Below are 15,049 nucleotides of genomic sequence, written 5' to 3' on the forward strand. Positions count from 1 at the left end.
GTCGTCTCAGAGGCCCAGTCGCGCGTCGAGGTCGATCTTGCCGCCCACGGCGTCGAGGATCGCGCGCAGCGCGGTCTTCTCCTGGAGCGGGCGGCCGTGCTGGTCGGCGTGGGCGCGCATGAGGTTGCCGACGTGGCGCTCGGGATTGCTCCAGTTCGGCCAGCGGCGGCGGGCGATCGTGGCCAGCTCGTCGAAGTCGGGGGTTTCCGGGGTGGTCGCGTCGAGCAGCCAGTTGAGGTACGTGCGCAGCACGGCGACCGGGAAGCTGCCGGGGTGGCTGAGCGCGCCGTGGCCGGGCACGAACGTGCGGACGGTCGGGAAAGTCTTGTCCAGCCAGTAAAGCGCGTCGAGCCAGCCGGGGATCGAGCCGTGGATCGCCATCGGCGTGGAGCCGACCGACAGCAGGTCGCCGGTGAACAGCGTGCCGGTCTTCGGTTCGAACACCACCAGGTCGCCGTCGGTGTGCGCGACGCCGGGGAACGGCACGACCTCCACGACCACCCCGCCGAGGTCGACCTCGCGCGGCGTGGTGACGGCGTGCACGGCCTCGGGTTTCGGAGCTTCGAGCGTGCCCCAGTTCTTGCAGTCGAACGTGTCCTCGTACCGCTGCGGGCCCGCCCGCACCGCGGACACGGCCGACTCGGCGGCGAGGATGCGCCCGCCGTTGCGCAACGCCACGCCGGCGCCGTTGTGGTGCGCGCCGTGGGCGTGGGTGAGCACGAGCGTGAGCGGCATTTCGACGGTCGAGTACTTGCGGACGTCCTTGACCAGGTCGAGCGTGTCCCGCTCAGTGCCGCACGTATCGACCAGCAGCACGCCCGACCGGCCGCGGATCCAGCCGCAGTTGGACACGAGCCAGTCGGTCGGGCTGCGGACGTAGGCGACCACGCTCGGGTCGGAGTACCTGAGCGGCACGATGTTTCGCCTGATGGCGGGCATGGGGTCCCCCTCGTGGGCTGCGCCGCCGTGATCCCGGACCACCGCATGGTAGTGGATCACTGACCTTCGAATGGTATAGACCAAGCGGGCGTATGTCAGCAGGCTGCGAGCCCACCGTGTGCTACGTCGCACAGCCCAGGCCGATACCTCCCTACGCCGACCGGCAGACCATACCTCCGGTTCGGCATTCCCTCAGTTCGGCGACTTGTGGTGACGGTGTGGTCACTTCTCGTGAAACGTCGCCCGAGGTGGGTGAGCCGGGGAAGATTTACGTCGTCCGATTTCCGGCGGAAGCCAGGGCGGGCCGGTCCGACGTCGTGGTCGAGGGCCGGAAGTCCGCGCGGTAGCGGCTGGGCGCGACCCCGACGTGGCGGGTGAAGTGCTGCCGGAACGACACCGGTGACCCGAACCCGCAACAGCCGGCGATCTCGGCGACGGGCAGGTCGGAGCTCTCCAGCAGCTGCTGCGCCCGGGCGATGCGTTGGTCCAGCAGCCAGCGCACGGGCGTGGTGCCCGTCTCGGCCACGAACCGGCGCGCGAAGGTGCGCTCGGACATCGACGCCCAGGCAGCCAGCTCGGCGACCGTCAGCGGCCGCCGCAGTTCCCGCAACGCGCGTTCCCGCACGGCGGCCAGCGGTTCCTCGTCGCGGGGCGGCGTCGGGACCGTGATGAACTGCGCCTGCCCGCCCGAGCGGAACGGCGCCGTGACCATGGTCCGCGCGATCCCCGCCGCGACGTCCGCGCCCTGCGTGAGCCGCACGAGGTGCAGGCACAGGTCGATGCCCGCGGCGACGCCCGCCGACGTCCACGCGCCGTCTCCGCCCGCGTACAGCACGCCGGGGTCGACCTGGGCCGACGGATGCCGCCGCGCGAGCTCGCTCGTGAACCGCCAGTGCGTGGCGGCCGGTCGCCCGTCCAGCAGCCCGGCCGCGCCCAGCACGAACGCGCCCAGGCACAGGCCCGCGACCTGCGCGCCCGCCCGATGGGCCGCCCGCAACGCGGCGAGCAGCTCGGGTGCGGGCTTCGCATCGACGTTCGCCAGGCCCGGCACCACGACGACGTCCGCCGTGCGCACCCAGGCGAACGTCCGTTCCGGGGTGATGGTGGCGCCGCCCGTCAGCCGCACGGGGTCCTTCGTGGCCGCGCACTTGCGCAGTTCGGCTTCCGGCCCGCTGCGCGCGCCCCACACCTCGTCGACCACGGCCGTGTCGAACAGCCGAGCCCCGTCGAACAGCACCAGCGCGATCTTCTGCACGGCTCCACAGTAGCTGGCAGGATCTCATCGATGAACGACTTCACTGCCACTCACCGATCGCCGGTCCGTCGAGGCAGGATGGCGGCATGACCACTTTCTCGCTGCGCCACCTGGGCGGACCCACGTCGCTGATCACCTACGGCGGGGTGCGGTTCCTGACCGACCCGACGTTCGACCAGCCGGGGGAGTACCCGATCGGCAACCGGGTGCTCGTGAAGACGACCGGGCCCGTGGCGAGCCCGGCCGAGGTCGGCGCGGTGGACGCCGTGCTGCTCTCGCACGACCAGCACTCGGACAACCTCGACCACGGCGGCCGCGCGTACCTCGAGACGGCGCCGCTCGTCCTGACCACGACGTCCGGCGCCGGGCACCTCGGCGGCACCGCCCAGGCGCTGCCGAACTGGGAACACGTCGAGGTCGGCGGCGTGCGAGTGACCGGGATGCCCGCGCTGCACGGGCCGGAAGGCTCCGAGCCCAAGGTCGGCGAGGTCACCGGCTTCCTGCTGTCCGCCGAAGGCCTGCCGTCGGTCTACGTCAGCGGCGACAACGCGTCGCTGGCGCTGGTGCGCGAGATCGCCGCCCGCGTCGGGCCGGTGCCGATCGCCGTGCTGTTCGCGGGCGGGGCCCGCACGCCGCTCATCGACGACTTCCTCACGCTCCCGAGCGCGGCCGCCGCCGAAGCCGCCGAGATCCTGGGGTCCGCCGACGTGGTGCCGCTGCACTTCCAGGGCTGGGGGCACTTCACCCAGGGCGCCGACACGCTGGCGGAGGCGTTCGCCGGCAAGGCGACGAAGCTGCACCTGCTCCAGCCGGGCGAGGAAGCCGCGGTCAGCTGAGGCCGCGCGCGAGTGCGACCGCGCCCAGCGCCACGGCCTTCGCGCCGCCCCGGGCCAGCCGCACCTCGACGGGAGAACCCGACAGCAGGGGGTGCTCGGTGAGCGCCTCCTGCATCGGTTTCTCCAGCAGTGCCCACGAGTTCGTCACGGAACCGCCGACCACCGCCGTCGCGATGCCGAGCAGGCCGCACGCGTGCGTGATCGCCTCGCCGAGGAAACGCCCGGCGTCGGTGAACACCGCCAGCGCGGCCTCGTCGCCGGCGAACGCGGCGGCCGCGACCGCCTCGGCGGGCAGGGAAACGCCCGTCGCCTCGGTGTAGCGGCGGGCCAGGGACCGGCCCGACGCGTAGGCCTCCAGGTGCCCGGTCTGCCCGCAGGTGCACGGCGCCGGCCCGTAGGTGCCGACGTGGCCGATCTCGCCCGCGCCGGTGCCGCCGCCGTGCAGCAGGGTGCCGTCCACGTACAACGCGCCGCCGACACCCGTGCCCAGCGCGACGCCGAGTACGTGCCGGTCCGTTGTGGACAGTTCGCCGAGGAGGAACGCGTTCACGTCGTTCTCGGTCGTCACCGGCACGCCGCCGAGCCGCGAGGACAGCCCCGCGTTGACGGCCGTGCCCGCCCAGCCGGTGAACGAGTCGCCGGTGACCACGATCGTCCCGGTCTCCGGCTCCACCACGCCGGCCGCACCGACGCCGACCCCGGCCAGCCGGCCCGGCGCGAGCGACAACACCAGCGCGGCCGCGCGGTCCAGGATCGCGGCACCTCCCAGGTGCGCACCCGAATGCGCCGACGCCGATGCCACCTCCCGGCCGTCGGAGTCGCACACGACCACGAGTGTTTTCGAACCGCCGATGTCGACCCCGGCCCACACTTGGCTCACGCCGCGGGATCCACGTCCGCCAGCCCGGCCCGTCGGCTGCGCTGCACCGCGGGGTCCGGCACGGGTGAGGACAGCAGCAACGCCTGCGTGTACGCGTGCGACGGCTCGCGCAGCACGCGCGCGGCCGGCCCCTGCTCCACCAGCTCGCCCCCGCGCAGCACGGCGACGCGGTCGCACAGGCTGTCGACCACCGCCAGGTCGTGGCTCACGAACAGGCAGCCGAACCCGAACTCCTCGTGCAGCCGCTTGAACACGTCCAGCACCACGGCCTGCACGGACACGTCGAGGGCGCTCGTCGGTTCGTCCGCGATCAGCAGCTTCGGCCCCAGCACCAAAGCCCGCGCGAGGCTCACGCGCTGGCGCTGCCCGCCCGACAGCTCGTGGCCGTAGCGGTCCATCAGCGACTCCGGCAGCTCCACGGCGTCGAGCAGCTCGCGCACGCGCCGTCGCCGCTCGGACCGGCCGGCGGAGGTGTGCATGACCAGCGGCTCGGCCACGGTCTGGCCCACGGTCATCCGCGGGTCCAGCGAAGACGCCGGATCCTGGAACACCGCGCCGATCTGCCGCCGCACCGCCCGCGCCGACCGCCCGGTCCCGCGTGGCAACGGCCCGCCGAGCACGTCGACCCGGCCCGATTTGGGCGTGACCAGGCCCAGCGCGCAGTTGCCCAGCGTCGTCTTGCCCGAGCCCGACTCCCCGACCAGCCCCACGATCTCGCCCGGCCCGACGCTCAGCGACACCGAGTCCACGGCGCGCTTGCCGCCGTACTCCACCACGACGTCCGTCAACGCCAGCACCGGCTTCTCCGGCGCCGCCGCCGCGCCGGCGTGCTCGCCCGCGCCCAGCCGCGGCACGGCGGCGAGCAGCTCACGCGTATACGCGGCCTGCGGGGAGGAGAACAGCTCAGCCGTCCGAGCTTCCTCCACCAGCCGGCCGGACCGCAGCACGAGGACGCGGTCGGCAACGTCCGCCACCACACCCATGTTGTGCGTGATCAGCAGCGTCGCCGTGCCCTCGGTCTCCCGGATGTCCCTCAGCAGGTCCAGGATCTGCTGCTGAACGGTCACGTCCAGCGCCGTCGTCGGCTCGTCCGCGATGATCAGCTTCGGCCGGGCGGCCAGCGCGATCGCGATCATGACGCGCTGGCGCAACCCACCGGACAGCTCGTGCGGGTACTGCTTCAGCCGCGCCTCCGGCTCCGGCACCCCTACGCGGTCCAGCAGCTCCACGCACCGCGGGTGGTAGTGCTTGTGCCGCCGCCGCTTCGGGTCGTGGTTGCGGATCGCCTCCGCGAGCTGGAACCCGATGCGCAGCAACGGGTTCAGCGCCGTCATCGGCTCCTGGAACACCATCCCCGCGCCCTGCCCGCGCAGCTTCCGCAGCTGTTCGCCCTGCAGTTCCAGCACGTTCTGCCCGGCCAGCTCGATCGCCCCGGTCACCGAAGCCGACTCGGGCAGCAGCCCCAGCACGGCGAGCGCGGCCGTGCTCTTGCCGGAGCCCGACTCGCCGACCACCGCCACGATCTCACCCGGCTCGACCGTCAGCGACAGCTCGTCGACGGCCGGGTCACCGTCCCCATAGGACACCCGCAGGTCACGGATGTCGAGCACCGGCTCGCTCATCGCCGTCCCTTCACCGCGAACGCGTCGCGCAGTCCGTCGCCCAGGAAGTTGATCGCGCACACCACGAGCACGATCGCGATGCCCGGCGGCAGGATCAGCCACCACGAGCCGTCGAACGTGTAGGTGATGCCCTTCGACAGCATCGCGCCCCAGTCGGTGCCCGGCGCGGGCACGCCGAGGCCGAGGAAGCTCACGTAGGCCACGAGCAGGATGGCGTCGGCGATCTGGAACGTCGCGTTCACCACCACCGTGCCGATGGCGTTGGGGATCACGTGCCGGAACACCACCCGCGTGCGGCTCGCGCCGAGCACCGTGATCGCACGGATGTAGTCGCGTTCGCGCAGGCTCACCGTCTCCGCGCGCATCAGCCGTGCGGGCACCAGCCACGACACGCAGCCGATGATCAGCGCCAGCACCCCGACGCTCGGGGTGACCAGCGTGGCCGCCACCAGCAGCAGGAACAGCGCGGGGATCGCGACGCCGGTGTCGACCACGCGCATCAGCACCGTGTCGAGCCAGCCGCCGGTGTAGCCGGCGAGCGCGCCCCACACCGCGCCGATCGCGGTGGCGATGAGCCCGGCCAGCACGCCGATGATCAGCGACGTCCGCCCGGCGACCATCAGCCGGCCGAGCACGTCGTAGCCGAGGTCGTCGGTGCCCAGCGGATGCCCGCTGCCGGGCCCGAGCCGCGCCGCCGCGAGGTCGGTGTGCGACTGGTCCGTGCCGTAGAACAGCGGGCCGAAGAAGCAGAACAGGATCACCAGCAGGAGCAGGATGGCGCCGACGAGCGCCGTGCGCCGCGCGAACACTCGCGAAAGGACGGTCACGACCGCACCCCCTTCACCCGCACGCGCGGATCGATCACGAGCTGCACGACGTCCGCGAGCAGCGAGCCGATCACGGTCGCCACGGCGATCACCAGCACCACCCCGAGCAGCACGGGGAAGTCGGCGTTGCGCGCGGCCGTCCAGAACAGCAGGCCGACGCCCGGGTAGTTGAACATCGACTCCACCACCAGCGAACCGCTGAACACCACGGGCACGTAGTAGCCGAGCATCGAGACCACCGACGTCAGCGAGTTGGGCCAGACGTGCCGCCAGACGATCGTGCGCTCCGGCGTGCCCTTCGCGCGGGCGGTGCGCACGTAGTCCTCGGCGAGGTTGTCCAGAGTGGACGCTCGCATGTACCGGCTGAACGCGGCCAGCGCCGCCCCCATGCCCGCGACCACCGGCAGCACCAGCGAGCCGGGTTGCGAGAGCAGCTCACCGATCGTCTCGCCCTGCGCGGCCTGCGCCGGGAACCACGGCAGGACCTGCGCGAACACGATGATCAGCACGAGCGACAGGAAGAACACCGGCGTCGCGTAGAGCAGGAACGTCACCCCGGTGGTCACGTGGTCCGCCGCCTTGCCGCGCCGCACCGCCTGCCACACACCCACCGGCAGCGCGACCACGATCGCGAGCAACGTCGAGATCGCGGTGAGCAGCAGCGTCTTCGGCACGCGCTCTCCGAGCAGCGTCGACACGGGGGAGTTCTGCGTGTACGAGTCGCCGAGGTCGCCGTGCAGCAGCCGCACCAGGTAGTCCCAGTACTGCACGGGCAACGGCTGGTCGAAGCCCTGGGCCTTGTTGAACGCGTCGATCTGCTCCTGCGTGGCCTGCACACCGAGCACGCCGCGCGCCGGACCACCGGGCAGCAGGTGCAGCAGCACGAACGTGACCACGGTGACCAGCAGCACCACGACCACGGCCAGCACGAGCCGCTTGAGGAGGTAGCGGGTCATGTCCTCACCTCGTCCAGTACCAGCGCTGCGGCTGCAGCCCGGCGAGCGGATCCTGGTTCACCCCGCGCAGCGCGGTGTCGATCGCCGACACCTGGTACGGCGGGTTGGGCAGCCAGAGCACGGGCAGCTGCTCGGCCAGGTAGGCGCTGTAGTCGAGCATCGGCTGATCGCCCGTGGCCAGGTTGGTCGCGGTGATCAGGTCGTCGGCGTGCTGGTCGGCGTAGCTGCCGAAGTTCGTGCCCGCGTCGGTGGCGAACAGGTCCTCACCGCTGGGGTTGGCGGGGAAGTACCAGCTGCCCTGCGTGCCGAAGTACGACAGCTGCCACGAACACGACGCCTCTTCCGGCTTGCACGCGGTTCCGTTGGCCAGCACGGTGTTCAGCGGCTGCGCGTTGATCTTCATCTCCACGCCGATCTTCGACAGCTCCGAGCGCAGCTCCTGCATCGTCCCGTCGGTCTCGTCGGAGCCCGACTCGGTCAGCATGGTGAGCGACAGCCGGGTGCCGGCTTTGACGCCGTCGCCGCACTGGCCGGGTCCGCTGCCGGGTGCCGCACACTCGAGAACGTCGTCGGAGCCGGGTTTCCAGCCGTGGTCGGTGAGCAGCTTCCGCGCGGCGGCGAGATCGAACGGGTACGGGTTGGTCTTCTGCCGCGCCGACAGGTACTTGACGTCGTTGTCCTGCGGCACGGGGCCGTAGTCCACGCGGGCCGTGCCGCGCCAGATCACCTTCGTGATGCTGTCCTGGTCCACGGCGTGCTGCAGCGCCTGGCGCACGTACAGCTGCTTGAACGCCGCGCCGAGCTGCGGGTTGTTGAAGTTGAACGGCGAGTACGTGATCGACCAGCCGTTCCACGGTTCGATCCGGTAGCCCTGCGCCTCCAGTTTCGGGCGCTGGCCGAGGTTCGACGTCGGCACGTAGCCGTAGTCGACGCCGCCGGCACGCAGCACGTTGTACTCCGCCGAGGAGCTGGTGAAGGTCAGGAACTGCACGGTGTCGAGCTTCGCCGCGTCCGGGCCGGTGTACTTCGGGTTCTTGTTCAGCGTCACCTGGCCCGAAGCGGTGAACCCGGCGAGCGTGAACGGCCCGTTCACGACCTTCCACAGTGGATTCGTCGAGTACGTGCCGAGCTGCTTCGCCTGCGCCACCAGGAAGTCGAACACCTTCTTGGCCCCGGCGGGGTCGCGGTCGAAGTCGCCGACCGGGCCGGACGCGCTCGTGCGGTCCCACGCCTTCTGCGGCATCGGCACGACCAGGCTCAGCTGGTTGGCCGTGAACCAGTCGGCGTTGTACGGCTTGTCGAGGGTCAGCGTGAACGTGTGGTCGTCGACCGCGTGGAAGGCCTTGATGTTGTCGGGCATCAGGCCTTCGGAGTACTTGCCCCAGTTGTCCTTGCCGGCGCGCACCAGGTTGAGCCAGAACTCGAAGTCGCGGCTGGTCAGGGGGTTGCCGTCCGACCAGGTGAGCGGCTTGAGCGTGATGGTCACGGTCTTGCCGTCGGCGGAGTAGCTCGGTGCGTTGGCGGCGCTGGAGGGATCGTCGAGCGTGACCGAGCCCGAGCTGCCGTCGTAGTTGTACAGCGGGGTGTACAGCTCGTTCCGGATCGCGCCGTTGTAGCTCGCGCCGTAGCCGGGGATCGAGATCGGCAAGATCCAGTTCGGGGTCGCCGACGGGGGCAGCGCGAACCGTGCGCTGCCGCCGGTCACCGGCTTGCCCGTGCCGCCGCCGTGCTGCTCGCGGCTCGTCGCGCAGCCGGAGAGCGCCAGCGCGGCGGCGAGCGTGACCCCGAGCGCGGCGCGCCACCGGTGTCGAGCCATCCACATCACTTCCAACATCCTTGGTGTAAGTCGATGTCCAGGGACTGGGCGTGTTCTTGGTTGCCGTGTAATGTCGCACGCGTGTTGGAAATTGCCAAGAGGTGATTTCGGGGGCAAGTTTCCGGACAGTTACATCAGGCATGAAGTAAGTAGGTGACAGCCGTGGCCCAGGATCCCGCCGGTCTGCTGCGGCTGCTCTGGCTCGTCGCCCACGAGCACGCCGTCTCGCGGATGGACCTCGCGCGGGTGCTCGGCTTGCCGCAGTCGACGGTGTCCGTTCGGACGCAGGCGCTGATCTCCGCCGGGGTGCTCGTCGAGTCCGGCGAAGGCAGCTCGGCGGGTGGCCGGCGGCCGAAGCTGCTGTCGGTCAACGCGGGGTTCGGCCACGTCTGGGCCGCCGACGTCGGTTCGCGCCACGTCCGCATCGGCGCCCTCGACATCGCGGGCAACCTGCTGCACGTGACCGAACGGCCGCTGGACATCAACCGCGAACCGGCGCAGGTCGTCGCGGCTTTCGCCGACACCGTGCGGGAAGTCGCGGCCGAGGCGCGGTGCCCGGGCCGGCAGCTGGGCATCGGCGTCGCCTTCCCCGGGCCGGTCGACGTCGGCGCGGGCACGATCACGCTGCCCTCGCGCATGCCGGGCTGGCGCGGGTTCGCGGTGCGCGACGCGTTGCGTGCGCACTTCGACCTGCCCGTGGCAGTGGACAACGACGCGAACCTGCAGGCGCTGGGCGAATCCGTCGCCGGGCCGCCCGGGCGCACGCTGCTCGTGGTGAAGGCGGGCACGGGCATCGGCTCGGGGCTCGTCGTGACCGGCCGGCTCTACCGCGGCCGCGCCGGCGTCGCGGGCGACATCAGCCACGTGCGCGTGCCCGCGGCCGGCGACCGGCCGTGCACCTGCGGAAACCGCGGCTGCCTGGAGACCGTGGCGAGCGGCGCGGCCCTCGTGGCGCAGCTGCGCGAGCAGGGCGTGGACGTGAACAGCACCGCGCAGGTGATGGCGACGGCGGAGGACGGGCACCCCGACGCGACCACGGCCGTGCGGCGTGCGGGCCTGCAGCTCGGCGAGGTGCTGGCCACGGTGGTGAACTTTGGCAACCCCGACGAGGTGCTGCTCGGCGGCGCGCTGTCGGGTTCGGAGGCGTTCGTGGCCGCCGTGCGCGGCGCGCTCTACGAACGCTGTCTTCCCCTAGCCACGAGGGAACTGCGCATCGATCGGGTGCGCTTCGGCCCGGACGCCGGGCTGTACGGCGCGGGCGCGCTGGTGCTGGACGAGGTCTTCGACGAAGCGATACGGAGCAGACGATGACGAAGGTGCGGATCGGGATCACGGGGATCGCCATCGAGTCGAGCACGTTCTCCCCGCACCGCTCCACCGTGGCCGACTTCCACGTGACCCGGGGCGAAGAACTGCTGGCGCGCTACCCGTTCCTGCGCGAAGACCGTCCTTCGTGGACGGACGACGTCGAGTGGGTGCCGCTCGTGCACGCCCGTTCGCTACCCGGCGGCGCGGTGACCGAGGAGGCCTACGCGGAGCTGTCGAGGGAGATCCTGGAACGGGTGCGCGCGGCGCAGCACCTCGACGGGTTGTTCTTCGACATCCACGGCGCGATGAGTGTCGTCGGCCGCACGGACGTGGAAGCCGAGCTGGCCACCGAGATCCGCGCGATTCTGGGGCCGGACGTGCTCATCTCGGCGTCGATGGACCTGCACGGCAACGTCTCGCGCGAGCTGGCCACGGCGCTCGACCTGATCACCTGCTACCGCAAGGCCCCGCACACCGACGCGTGGGACACTCGCGAGCGTGCGGCCCGCAACCTCGCCGCTCGCCTGCGTCACGGCGGCAAGCCGAAGAAGGCGTGGGTGCAGGTGCCGGTGCTGCTGCCCGGCGAGAAAACGAGCACTCGCCTCGAACCGGCCAAGAGCGTCTACGCCGCCGTCGACGAGGTCGAAACGCTCGGCGGCGTGCTCGACGCCGCCATCTGGGTCGGCTACGCGTGGGCCGACGAACCGCGTTGCCAAGCCGCCGTGGTCGTGTCCGGTGACGACGAAGACGTCATCGCGGAACAGGCCGAGCGGCTCGCCAAGTCCTATTGGGACGCTCGTCGCGACTTCGCTTTCGTCGCCCCGACGGGGACCCTGGCCGAGTGCCTGGAGCAGGCCGTCGCCTCGACCGCGCGGCCGTTCTTCGTCAGCGATTCCGGCGACAACCCGACTGCTGGAGGTGCCGGGGACACGTCCTGGAGCCTCGACGTCCTCCTGCGCACTCCGGCCATTGTGGACTCCGAGCTCACCACGCTGTACGCGGCGATCGTGGACCCGGAAGCCGTTGCCGCGGCGGTCGAAGCCGGCGTCGGCGCGACGGTTTCCGTGGAGCTGGGCGGAAAAGTCGACTCCGGGCCGCACGGTCCGGTGCCGGTGACCGCTCGCGTCGAGGCGATCGACCCCGAAGACCCCGTCGCGGGCACGGCCGTGGTGTTCGCCATCGGCGGCCTGCGCGTGATCGTCACCGCGCGGCGCAAGCCCTACCACCTGGAGTCCGACTTCCTCGCGCTCGGCCTGCGCCCGCGCGAAGCCGACGTGGTGATCGTGAAAATCGGCTACCTGGAACCGGAGCTGTACGACATGGCCGCCGACTGGCTGCTCGCTCTCACGCCCGGGGGCGTCGACCAAGACCTGCTGCGCCTCGGGCACGCCGGGATCGACCGGCCGATGTTCCCGTTCGACGCGGAGATGGCGGACCCGCCGTTGAAGCCCGAGTTGCTCTGAGCGCCACGGCCGTCAACGCGCCGAAGGCCAGGTGATCGAGCCACTGCGCCCCGCGCGGCAACGCCCGGATCGCCGCGTTGCGCCGCCCGACGATCTCCAGGTCCAGCACCGCGATGGCGGCTCCCGCCGCCACTCCGTTGGCCACCGACAGCGGCCGGCGGCGGTCCACGTAGGCGAGTGCGGCCGTCCAGCCGGCGGACACCAGCCCGTGGACCAGGGCGCCGCGGACCAGCCCGGCCTTGCCGCCGGGCGCCAGCGTGCCCGCCGCGCGCGTCGCCGCCAGCGGATCACCGCGCGTGATCACCGCGTGCAGGGTCGACGGCAGCCCGCTGCCGGTCGCTGCCACTGTCCAAGCCTTGACCACCTTCTTCACCAGGCCAGTATGCCCGAGGGCTTGACATGCAGTTGTTTGACTGCCTAACTTAAAGTGTGCAATCGGAGCTGGACGGGATTTTCTTGGACAAGGTATTCAAAGCGCTGGCCGACCCGACCAGGCGCTACCTGCTCGACCAGCTGCACGAGGACAACGGACAGACGCTCAACGAGCTGTGCGCCCGCCTGGACATGACGCGCCAGACGGTCACCCAGCACCTGTCCGTCCTCGAGGCGGCGAACCTGGTCAGCACGGTGCGCCGTGGCCGGGAGAAGCTGCACTACCTCAATCCGGTCCCGTTGCACGAGATGCAGGAACGCTGGGTGGACAAGTTCGAGCGCCCCCGGCTGCGCGCGCTGAGCGCCGTCAAACGCCGAGCAGAGGAAGCCATGACCGAAAAGCCGAGTTACGTCTACGTCACCTATATCGAGAGCACGCCGGAGAAGGTGTGGGAGGCGCTCACCGACGCCGAGCTGAGCGGGCAGTACTGGGGGCACCGCAACGAGTCCGACTGGCAGCCCGGCTCACGTTGGGAACACGTGCGGGTGGACGGGTCCGGCATCGTCGACGTCTACGGCGACGTGGTGGAAGCCGTGCCGCCGAAGCGCCTCGTGACCCGCTGGTTCGACCCGACCAAGGAGGACACCCAGGAGCCTTCGCGCGTGACGTTCGACATCGAGCAGTACGAGGCGATCGTCCGGCTCACCGTGACCCACGAGGACCTGCCCGACGAGCAGGCGCGCCGCGACATCGGCCGCGGCTGGCCGTCGGTGTTCGCGAACCTCAAGTCGCTGCTGGAGACCGGCCACGTGATGCCGAACGCACCGTGGAGCATGCCCTGAATTTCACGGCTTTGGCTATTTGTCGACACCCTCGTACGTGCCTCGGGTGAAGCGCTTCGAGAAGACGAAGTACACGATCGCCACCGGCACCGTCATCAGCAGCGCGGCGGCGAGCTTGAGCGGGAATTGGTTGCCCTGCCCGAGCTCGCCGGACACGAGTGAGGCGACGCCGGTGGTGAGCGTGTTCAGTGCCGGGTCCTGCCGCGACACGATGTAGTGCGGCAGCTCGTTCCAGGACCCCTGGAACGCCAGGATCGTCATGGTGATCAGGGCCGGCTTCGACATCGGCAGCACCACGGACCAGAACGTGCGCAGCGGTCCGGCGCCGTCGATGCGAGCCGCTTCCTCGACGCTCAGCGGCACGCTCTCGAAGAACTGCTTCATGATGAACACGCCCGACGCGTCGGCCAGCAGCGGGATGATCATCGCCGCGTACGTGTCGTACATGCCGAACTGGTTGAGCACCAGGAACTTCGGGATGAGCAGAACCACGCTCGGCACGGCGAGCACGGCCACGACCGCGCCGAACACCGCGCCGCGGCCGCGGAACCGCAGCCGCGCCAGCGCGTACCCGGCCATCGAGTTGAACACGACCCGGCCGACGGTGATCGTGACCGACACGAAGATCGAGTTCAGCGCCCAGCGCGGGAAATCCTGCTGGGCGAGCGTCGAGAAGACGGCCACGGACCACTCGTGCGGCCACGGGGTGAGCGGGTGGGCTGTGGCGTCGGCGTCGGTCTTGAACGCCGTGGCCAGCTGGATCAGGAACGGGTAGATGTAGGCCACGGCGACCAGCAGGAGTACGCCGAAGCCGACCCAGCGCAGGTATCCGCGTCGCTTCACCGCCGGCTCCTCCGTTTTCCGTCCTTCTCCTTCAGCAGCCAGCGCTGCACCAGCGTGAGCACCACGATCACCACGAACAGCAGGAACGCGATCGCCGAGCCCTGGCCCCATTCCTTGCCGATGAACGACGTCGAGTACGAGAGGTATGCGGGGGTGAGCGTGGTGTTGGCGGGGGCACCGCGGCTGAGCACGTAGATCTGGTCGAAGACCTGCCACGTGCCGATCAGGCCGAGGGTGAGCACGAGGAACAACGTCGGGCGCAGCTGGGGCAGCGTCACGCGCCAGAAGCGCTGCCACCCGTTGGCGCCGTCGATCACCGCGGCCTCGTCGACGCTCGGCGGCAGGTTCTGCAGCGCCGCGTAGAACATCAGCATGAACCCGCCGGTGGTCGTCCACACCACGAGCACGATGATCGAGCACATCGCCACGCTCGGGCCCGAGAGCCAGTCCCACCAGGACAGTCCGAGGAACCCGTGTGACGTCAGCGCGGCCGGGTTCTGCGGCACGCCGAGTCCGTTGAGGACGATCTGGAAGAGGCCGCGCGGGTCGGCGAACCAGCTGGGACCGTCCACTCCGAACAGTTTGAGCGCGGCGTTCACCGTGCCGGTGCTGGAGAAGAGGAACAGGAACACCACCGAGATCGCGACGGAGCTGGTCACGGTGGGGAAGTAGAACGCCGTGCGGAAGAACTGCTTGCCCTTGAGCCGGCGCTGGTTCAGCACCATCGCGAGGAACAGCGCGAGCGCGGTCTGCAGCGGGACCACGAACAGCACGAAGTAGCCGTTGTTGCGGATGCTCGTGGCGAAGTTGCGTTGCGTGAGGCCGGGTTCGGTGAGCAGCGCGGCGTAGTTGTCGCCGCCGACGAAGTGCACCCGAGACGAGAACGGGCTGCCGTTGCCGGTCCAGTCGCTCACGCTCACCCAGAGCGCCATTCCGATGGGCAGCACGAAGAACAGGCCGAGCACCACCAGCGTGGGCGCGAGGAACAGCCAGCCCACGCGGCCTTCACGCCGGCTCGGGCCCTTCCCCCGCCGCGCCGGGGATGGTGGCGCGGCGGGGGAGCTCGTCGTGGTGAGCAGCGTCGTCATG

Annotated in this window: 13 protein-coding genes; 4 read left to right on the forward strand and 9 right to left on the reverse strand. The window is 70.6% G+C overall.

Going from position 1 to position 15,049, the window contains the following annotated elements; all coding sequences use genetic code 11:
• Positions 1–6: 6 nt before the first annotated feature.
• Positions 7–939, reverse strand: a complete 933-nt coding sequence (locus ACFY1H_RS15925; protein WP_366583048.1) for an MBL fold metallo-hydrolase — start codon at positions 937–939, stop codon at positions 7–9.
• Positions 940–1,207: 268 nt separating this feature from the next.
• Positions 1,208–2,194 carry a GlxA family transcriptional regulator gene (locus tag ACFY1H_RS15930; protein ID WP_386947106.1) on the reverse strand — a complete coding sequence of 329 codons (987 nt, stop codon included), beginning with the start codon at positions 2,192–2,194 and terminating at the stop codon, positions 1,208–1,210.
• A gap of 86 nt (positions 2,195–2,280) precedes the next feature.
• Here ACFY1H_RS15930 and ACFY1H_RS15935 point away from each other — a divergent pair, with 86 nt between their 5' ends.
• Positions 2,281–3,030, forward strand: coding sequence for an MBL fold metallo-hydrolase (locus tag ACFY1H_RS15935; protein ID WP_386947107.1), 750 nt, complete (start codon positions 2,281–2,283; stop codon positions 3,028–3,030).
• Here the strand turns inward: ACFY1H_RS15935 and ACFY1H_RS15940 are convergent.
• The 5 genes from ACFY1H_RS15940 to ACFY1H_RS15960 are packed head-to-tail and all read right to left on the reverse strand — an operon-like array spanning position 3,023 to position 9,131.
• Positions 3,023–3,910, reverse strand: a complete 888-nt coding sequence (locus ACFY1H_RS15940; RefSeq protein WP_386947109.1) for an ROK family protein — start codon at positions 3,908–3,910, stop codon at positions 3,023–3,025. The genes ACFY1H_RS15935 and ACFY1H_RS15940 overlap by 8 nt on opposite strands.
• The gene (locus ACFY1H_RS15945) at positions 3,907–5,532 is read right to left on the reverse strand and encodes a dipeptide ABC transporter ATP-binding protein (protein WP_386947111.1); all 1,626 of its coding nucleotides are present in this window, start codon (positions 5,530–5,532) and stop codon (positions 3,907–3,909) included. Before ACFY1H_RS15945 ends, ACFY1H_RS15940 begins: the two co-directional genes overlap by 4 nt.
• Positions 5,529–6,359, reverse strand: coding sequence for an ABC transporter permease (locus ACFY1H_RS15950; RefSeq protein ID WP_366583053.1), 831 nt, complete (start codon positions 6,357–6,359; stop codon positions 5,529–5,531). The genes ACFY1H_RS15945 and ACFY1H_RS15950 overlap by 4 nt, the downstream gene beginning before the upstream one ends.
• Positions 6,356–7,315 (reverse strand): ABC transporter permease, encoded by a 960-nt coding sequence (locus ACFY1H_RS15955; RefSeq protein ID WP_366583054.1) that lies wholly within the window; start codon positions 7,313–7,315, stop codon positions 6,356–6,358. The genes ACFY1H_RS15950 and ACFY1H_RS15955 overlap by 4 nt, the downstream gene beginning before the upstream one ends.
• A gap of 4 nt (positions 7,316–7,319) precedes the next feature.
• Positions 7,320–9,131, reverse strand: a complete 1,812-nt coding sequence (locus tag ACFY1H_RS15960; protein WP_386947114.1) for a peptide ABC transporter substrate-binding protein — start codon at positions 9,129–9,131, stop codon at positions 7,320–7,322.
• A gap of 162 nt (positions 9,132–9,293) precedes the next feature.
• Between ACFY1H_RS15960 and ACFY1H_RS15965 the strand changes: the two genes are divergently transcribed.
• The 3 genes from ACFY1H_RS15965 to ACFY1H_RS15975 all read left to right on the forward strand — a co-directional run bounded on the left by ACFY1H_RS15965 (position 9,294) and on the right by ACFY1H_RS15975 (position 13,117).
• Positions 9,294–10,442, forward strand: coding sequence for an ROK family protein (locus ACFY1H_RS15965; RefSeq protein ID WP_366583056.1), 1,149 nt, complete (start codon positions 9,294–9,296; stop codon positions 10,440–10,442).
• Positions 10,439–11,902 (forward strand): M81 family metallopeptidase, encoded by a 1,464-nt coding sequence (locus ACFY1H_RS15970; protein ID WP_366583057.1) that lies wholly within the window; start codon positions 10,439–10,441, stop codon positions 11,900–11,902. The genes ACFY1H_RS15965 and ACFY1H_RS15970 overlap by 4 nt, the downstream gene beginning before the upstream one ends.
• 456 nt (positions 11,903–12,358) lie before the next feature.
• Positions 12,359–13,117 (forward strand): metalloregulator ArsR/SmtB family transcription factor, encoded by a 759-nt coding sequence (locus tag ACFY1H_RS15975; protein ID WP_366583058.1) that lies wholly within the window; start codon positions 12,359–12,361, stop codon positions 13,115–13,117.
• 15 nt (positions 13,118–13,132) lie between these two features.
• Here ACFY1H_RS15975 and ACFY1H_RS15980 read toward each other — a convergent pair whose 3' ends face one another.
• Together ACFY1H_RS15980 and ACFY1H_RS15985 are read right to left on the reverse strand one after the other, a co-directional pair.
• Positions 13,133–13,960, reverse strand: a complete 828-nt coding sequence (locus tag ACFY1H_RS15980; protein ID WP_366583059.1) for a carbohydrate ABC transporter permease — start codon at positions 13,958–13,960, stop codon at positions 13,133–13,135.
• Positions 13,957–15,048 (reverse strand): sugar ABC transporter permease, encoded by a 1,092-nt coding sequence (locus ACFY1H_RS15985; RefSeq protein WP_366583060.1) that lies wholly within the window; start codon positions 15,046–15,048, stop codon positions 13,957–13,959. The genes ACFY1H_RS15980 and ACFY1H_RS15985 overlap by 4 nt, the downstream gene beginning before the upstream one ends.
• Position 15,049: the final 1 nt, after the last annotated feature.

Origin of the sequence: Amycolatopsis sp. NPDC001319 (genome assembly GCF_042896185.1) — a bacterium.
GTDB lineage: Bacteria > Actinomycetota > Actinomycetes > Mycobacteriales > Pseudonocardiaceae > Amycolatopsis.

Coding starts and splice junctions, on each gene's coding strand:
- ACFY1H_RS15925 (WP_366583048.1), bottom strand. CDS start 939: ATGCCCGCCATCAGGCGAAACATCGTGCCGCTCAGGTACTCCGACCCG.
- ACFY1H_RS15935 (WP_386947107.1), top strand. CDS start 2,281: ATGACCACTTTCTCGCTGCGCCACCTGGGCGGACCCACGTCGCTGATC.
- ACFY1H_RS15945 (WP_386947111.1), bottom strand. CDS start 5,532: ATGAGCGAGCCGGTGCTCGACATCCGTGACCTGCGGGTGTCCTATGGG.
- ACFY1H_RS15955 (WP_366583054.1), bottom strand. CDS start 7,315: ATGACCCGCTACCTCCTCAAGCGGCTCGTGCTGGCCGTGGTCGTGGTG.
- ACFY1H_RS15960 (WP_386947114.1), bottom strand. CDS start 9,131: ATGGCTCGACACCGGTGGCGCGCCGCGCTCGGGGTCACGCTCGCCGCC.
- ACFY1H_RS15970 (WP_366583057.1), top strand. CDS start 10,439: ATGACGAAGGTGCGGATCGGGATCACGGGGATCGCCATCGAGTCGAGC.
- ACFY1H_RS15985 (WP_366583060.1), bottom strand. CDS start 15,048: ATGACGACGCTGCTCACCACGACGAGCTCCCCCGCCGCGCCACCATCC.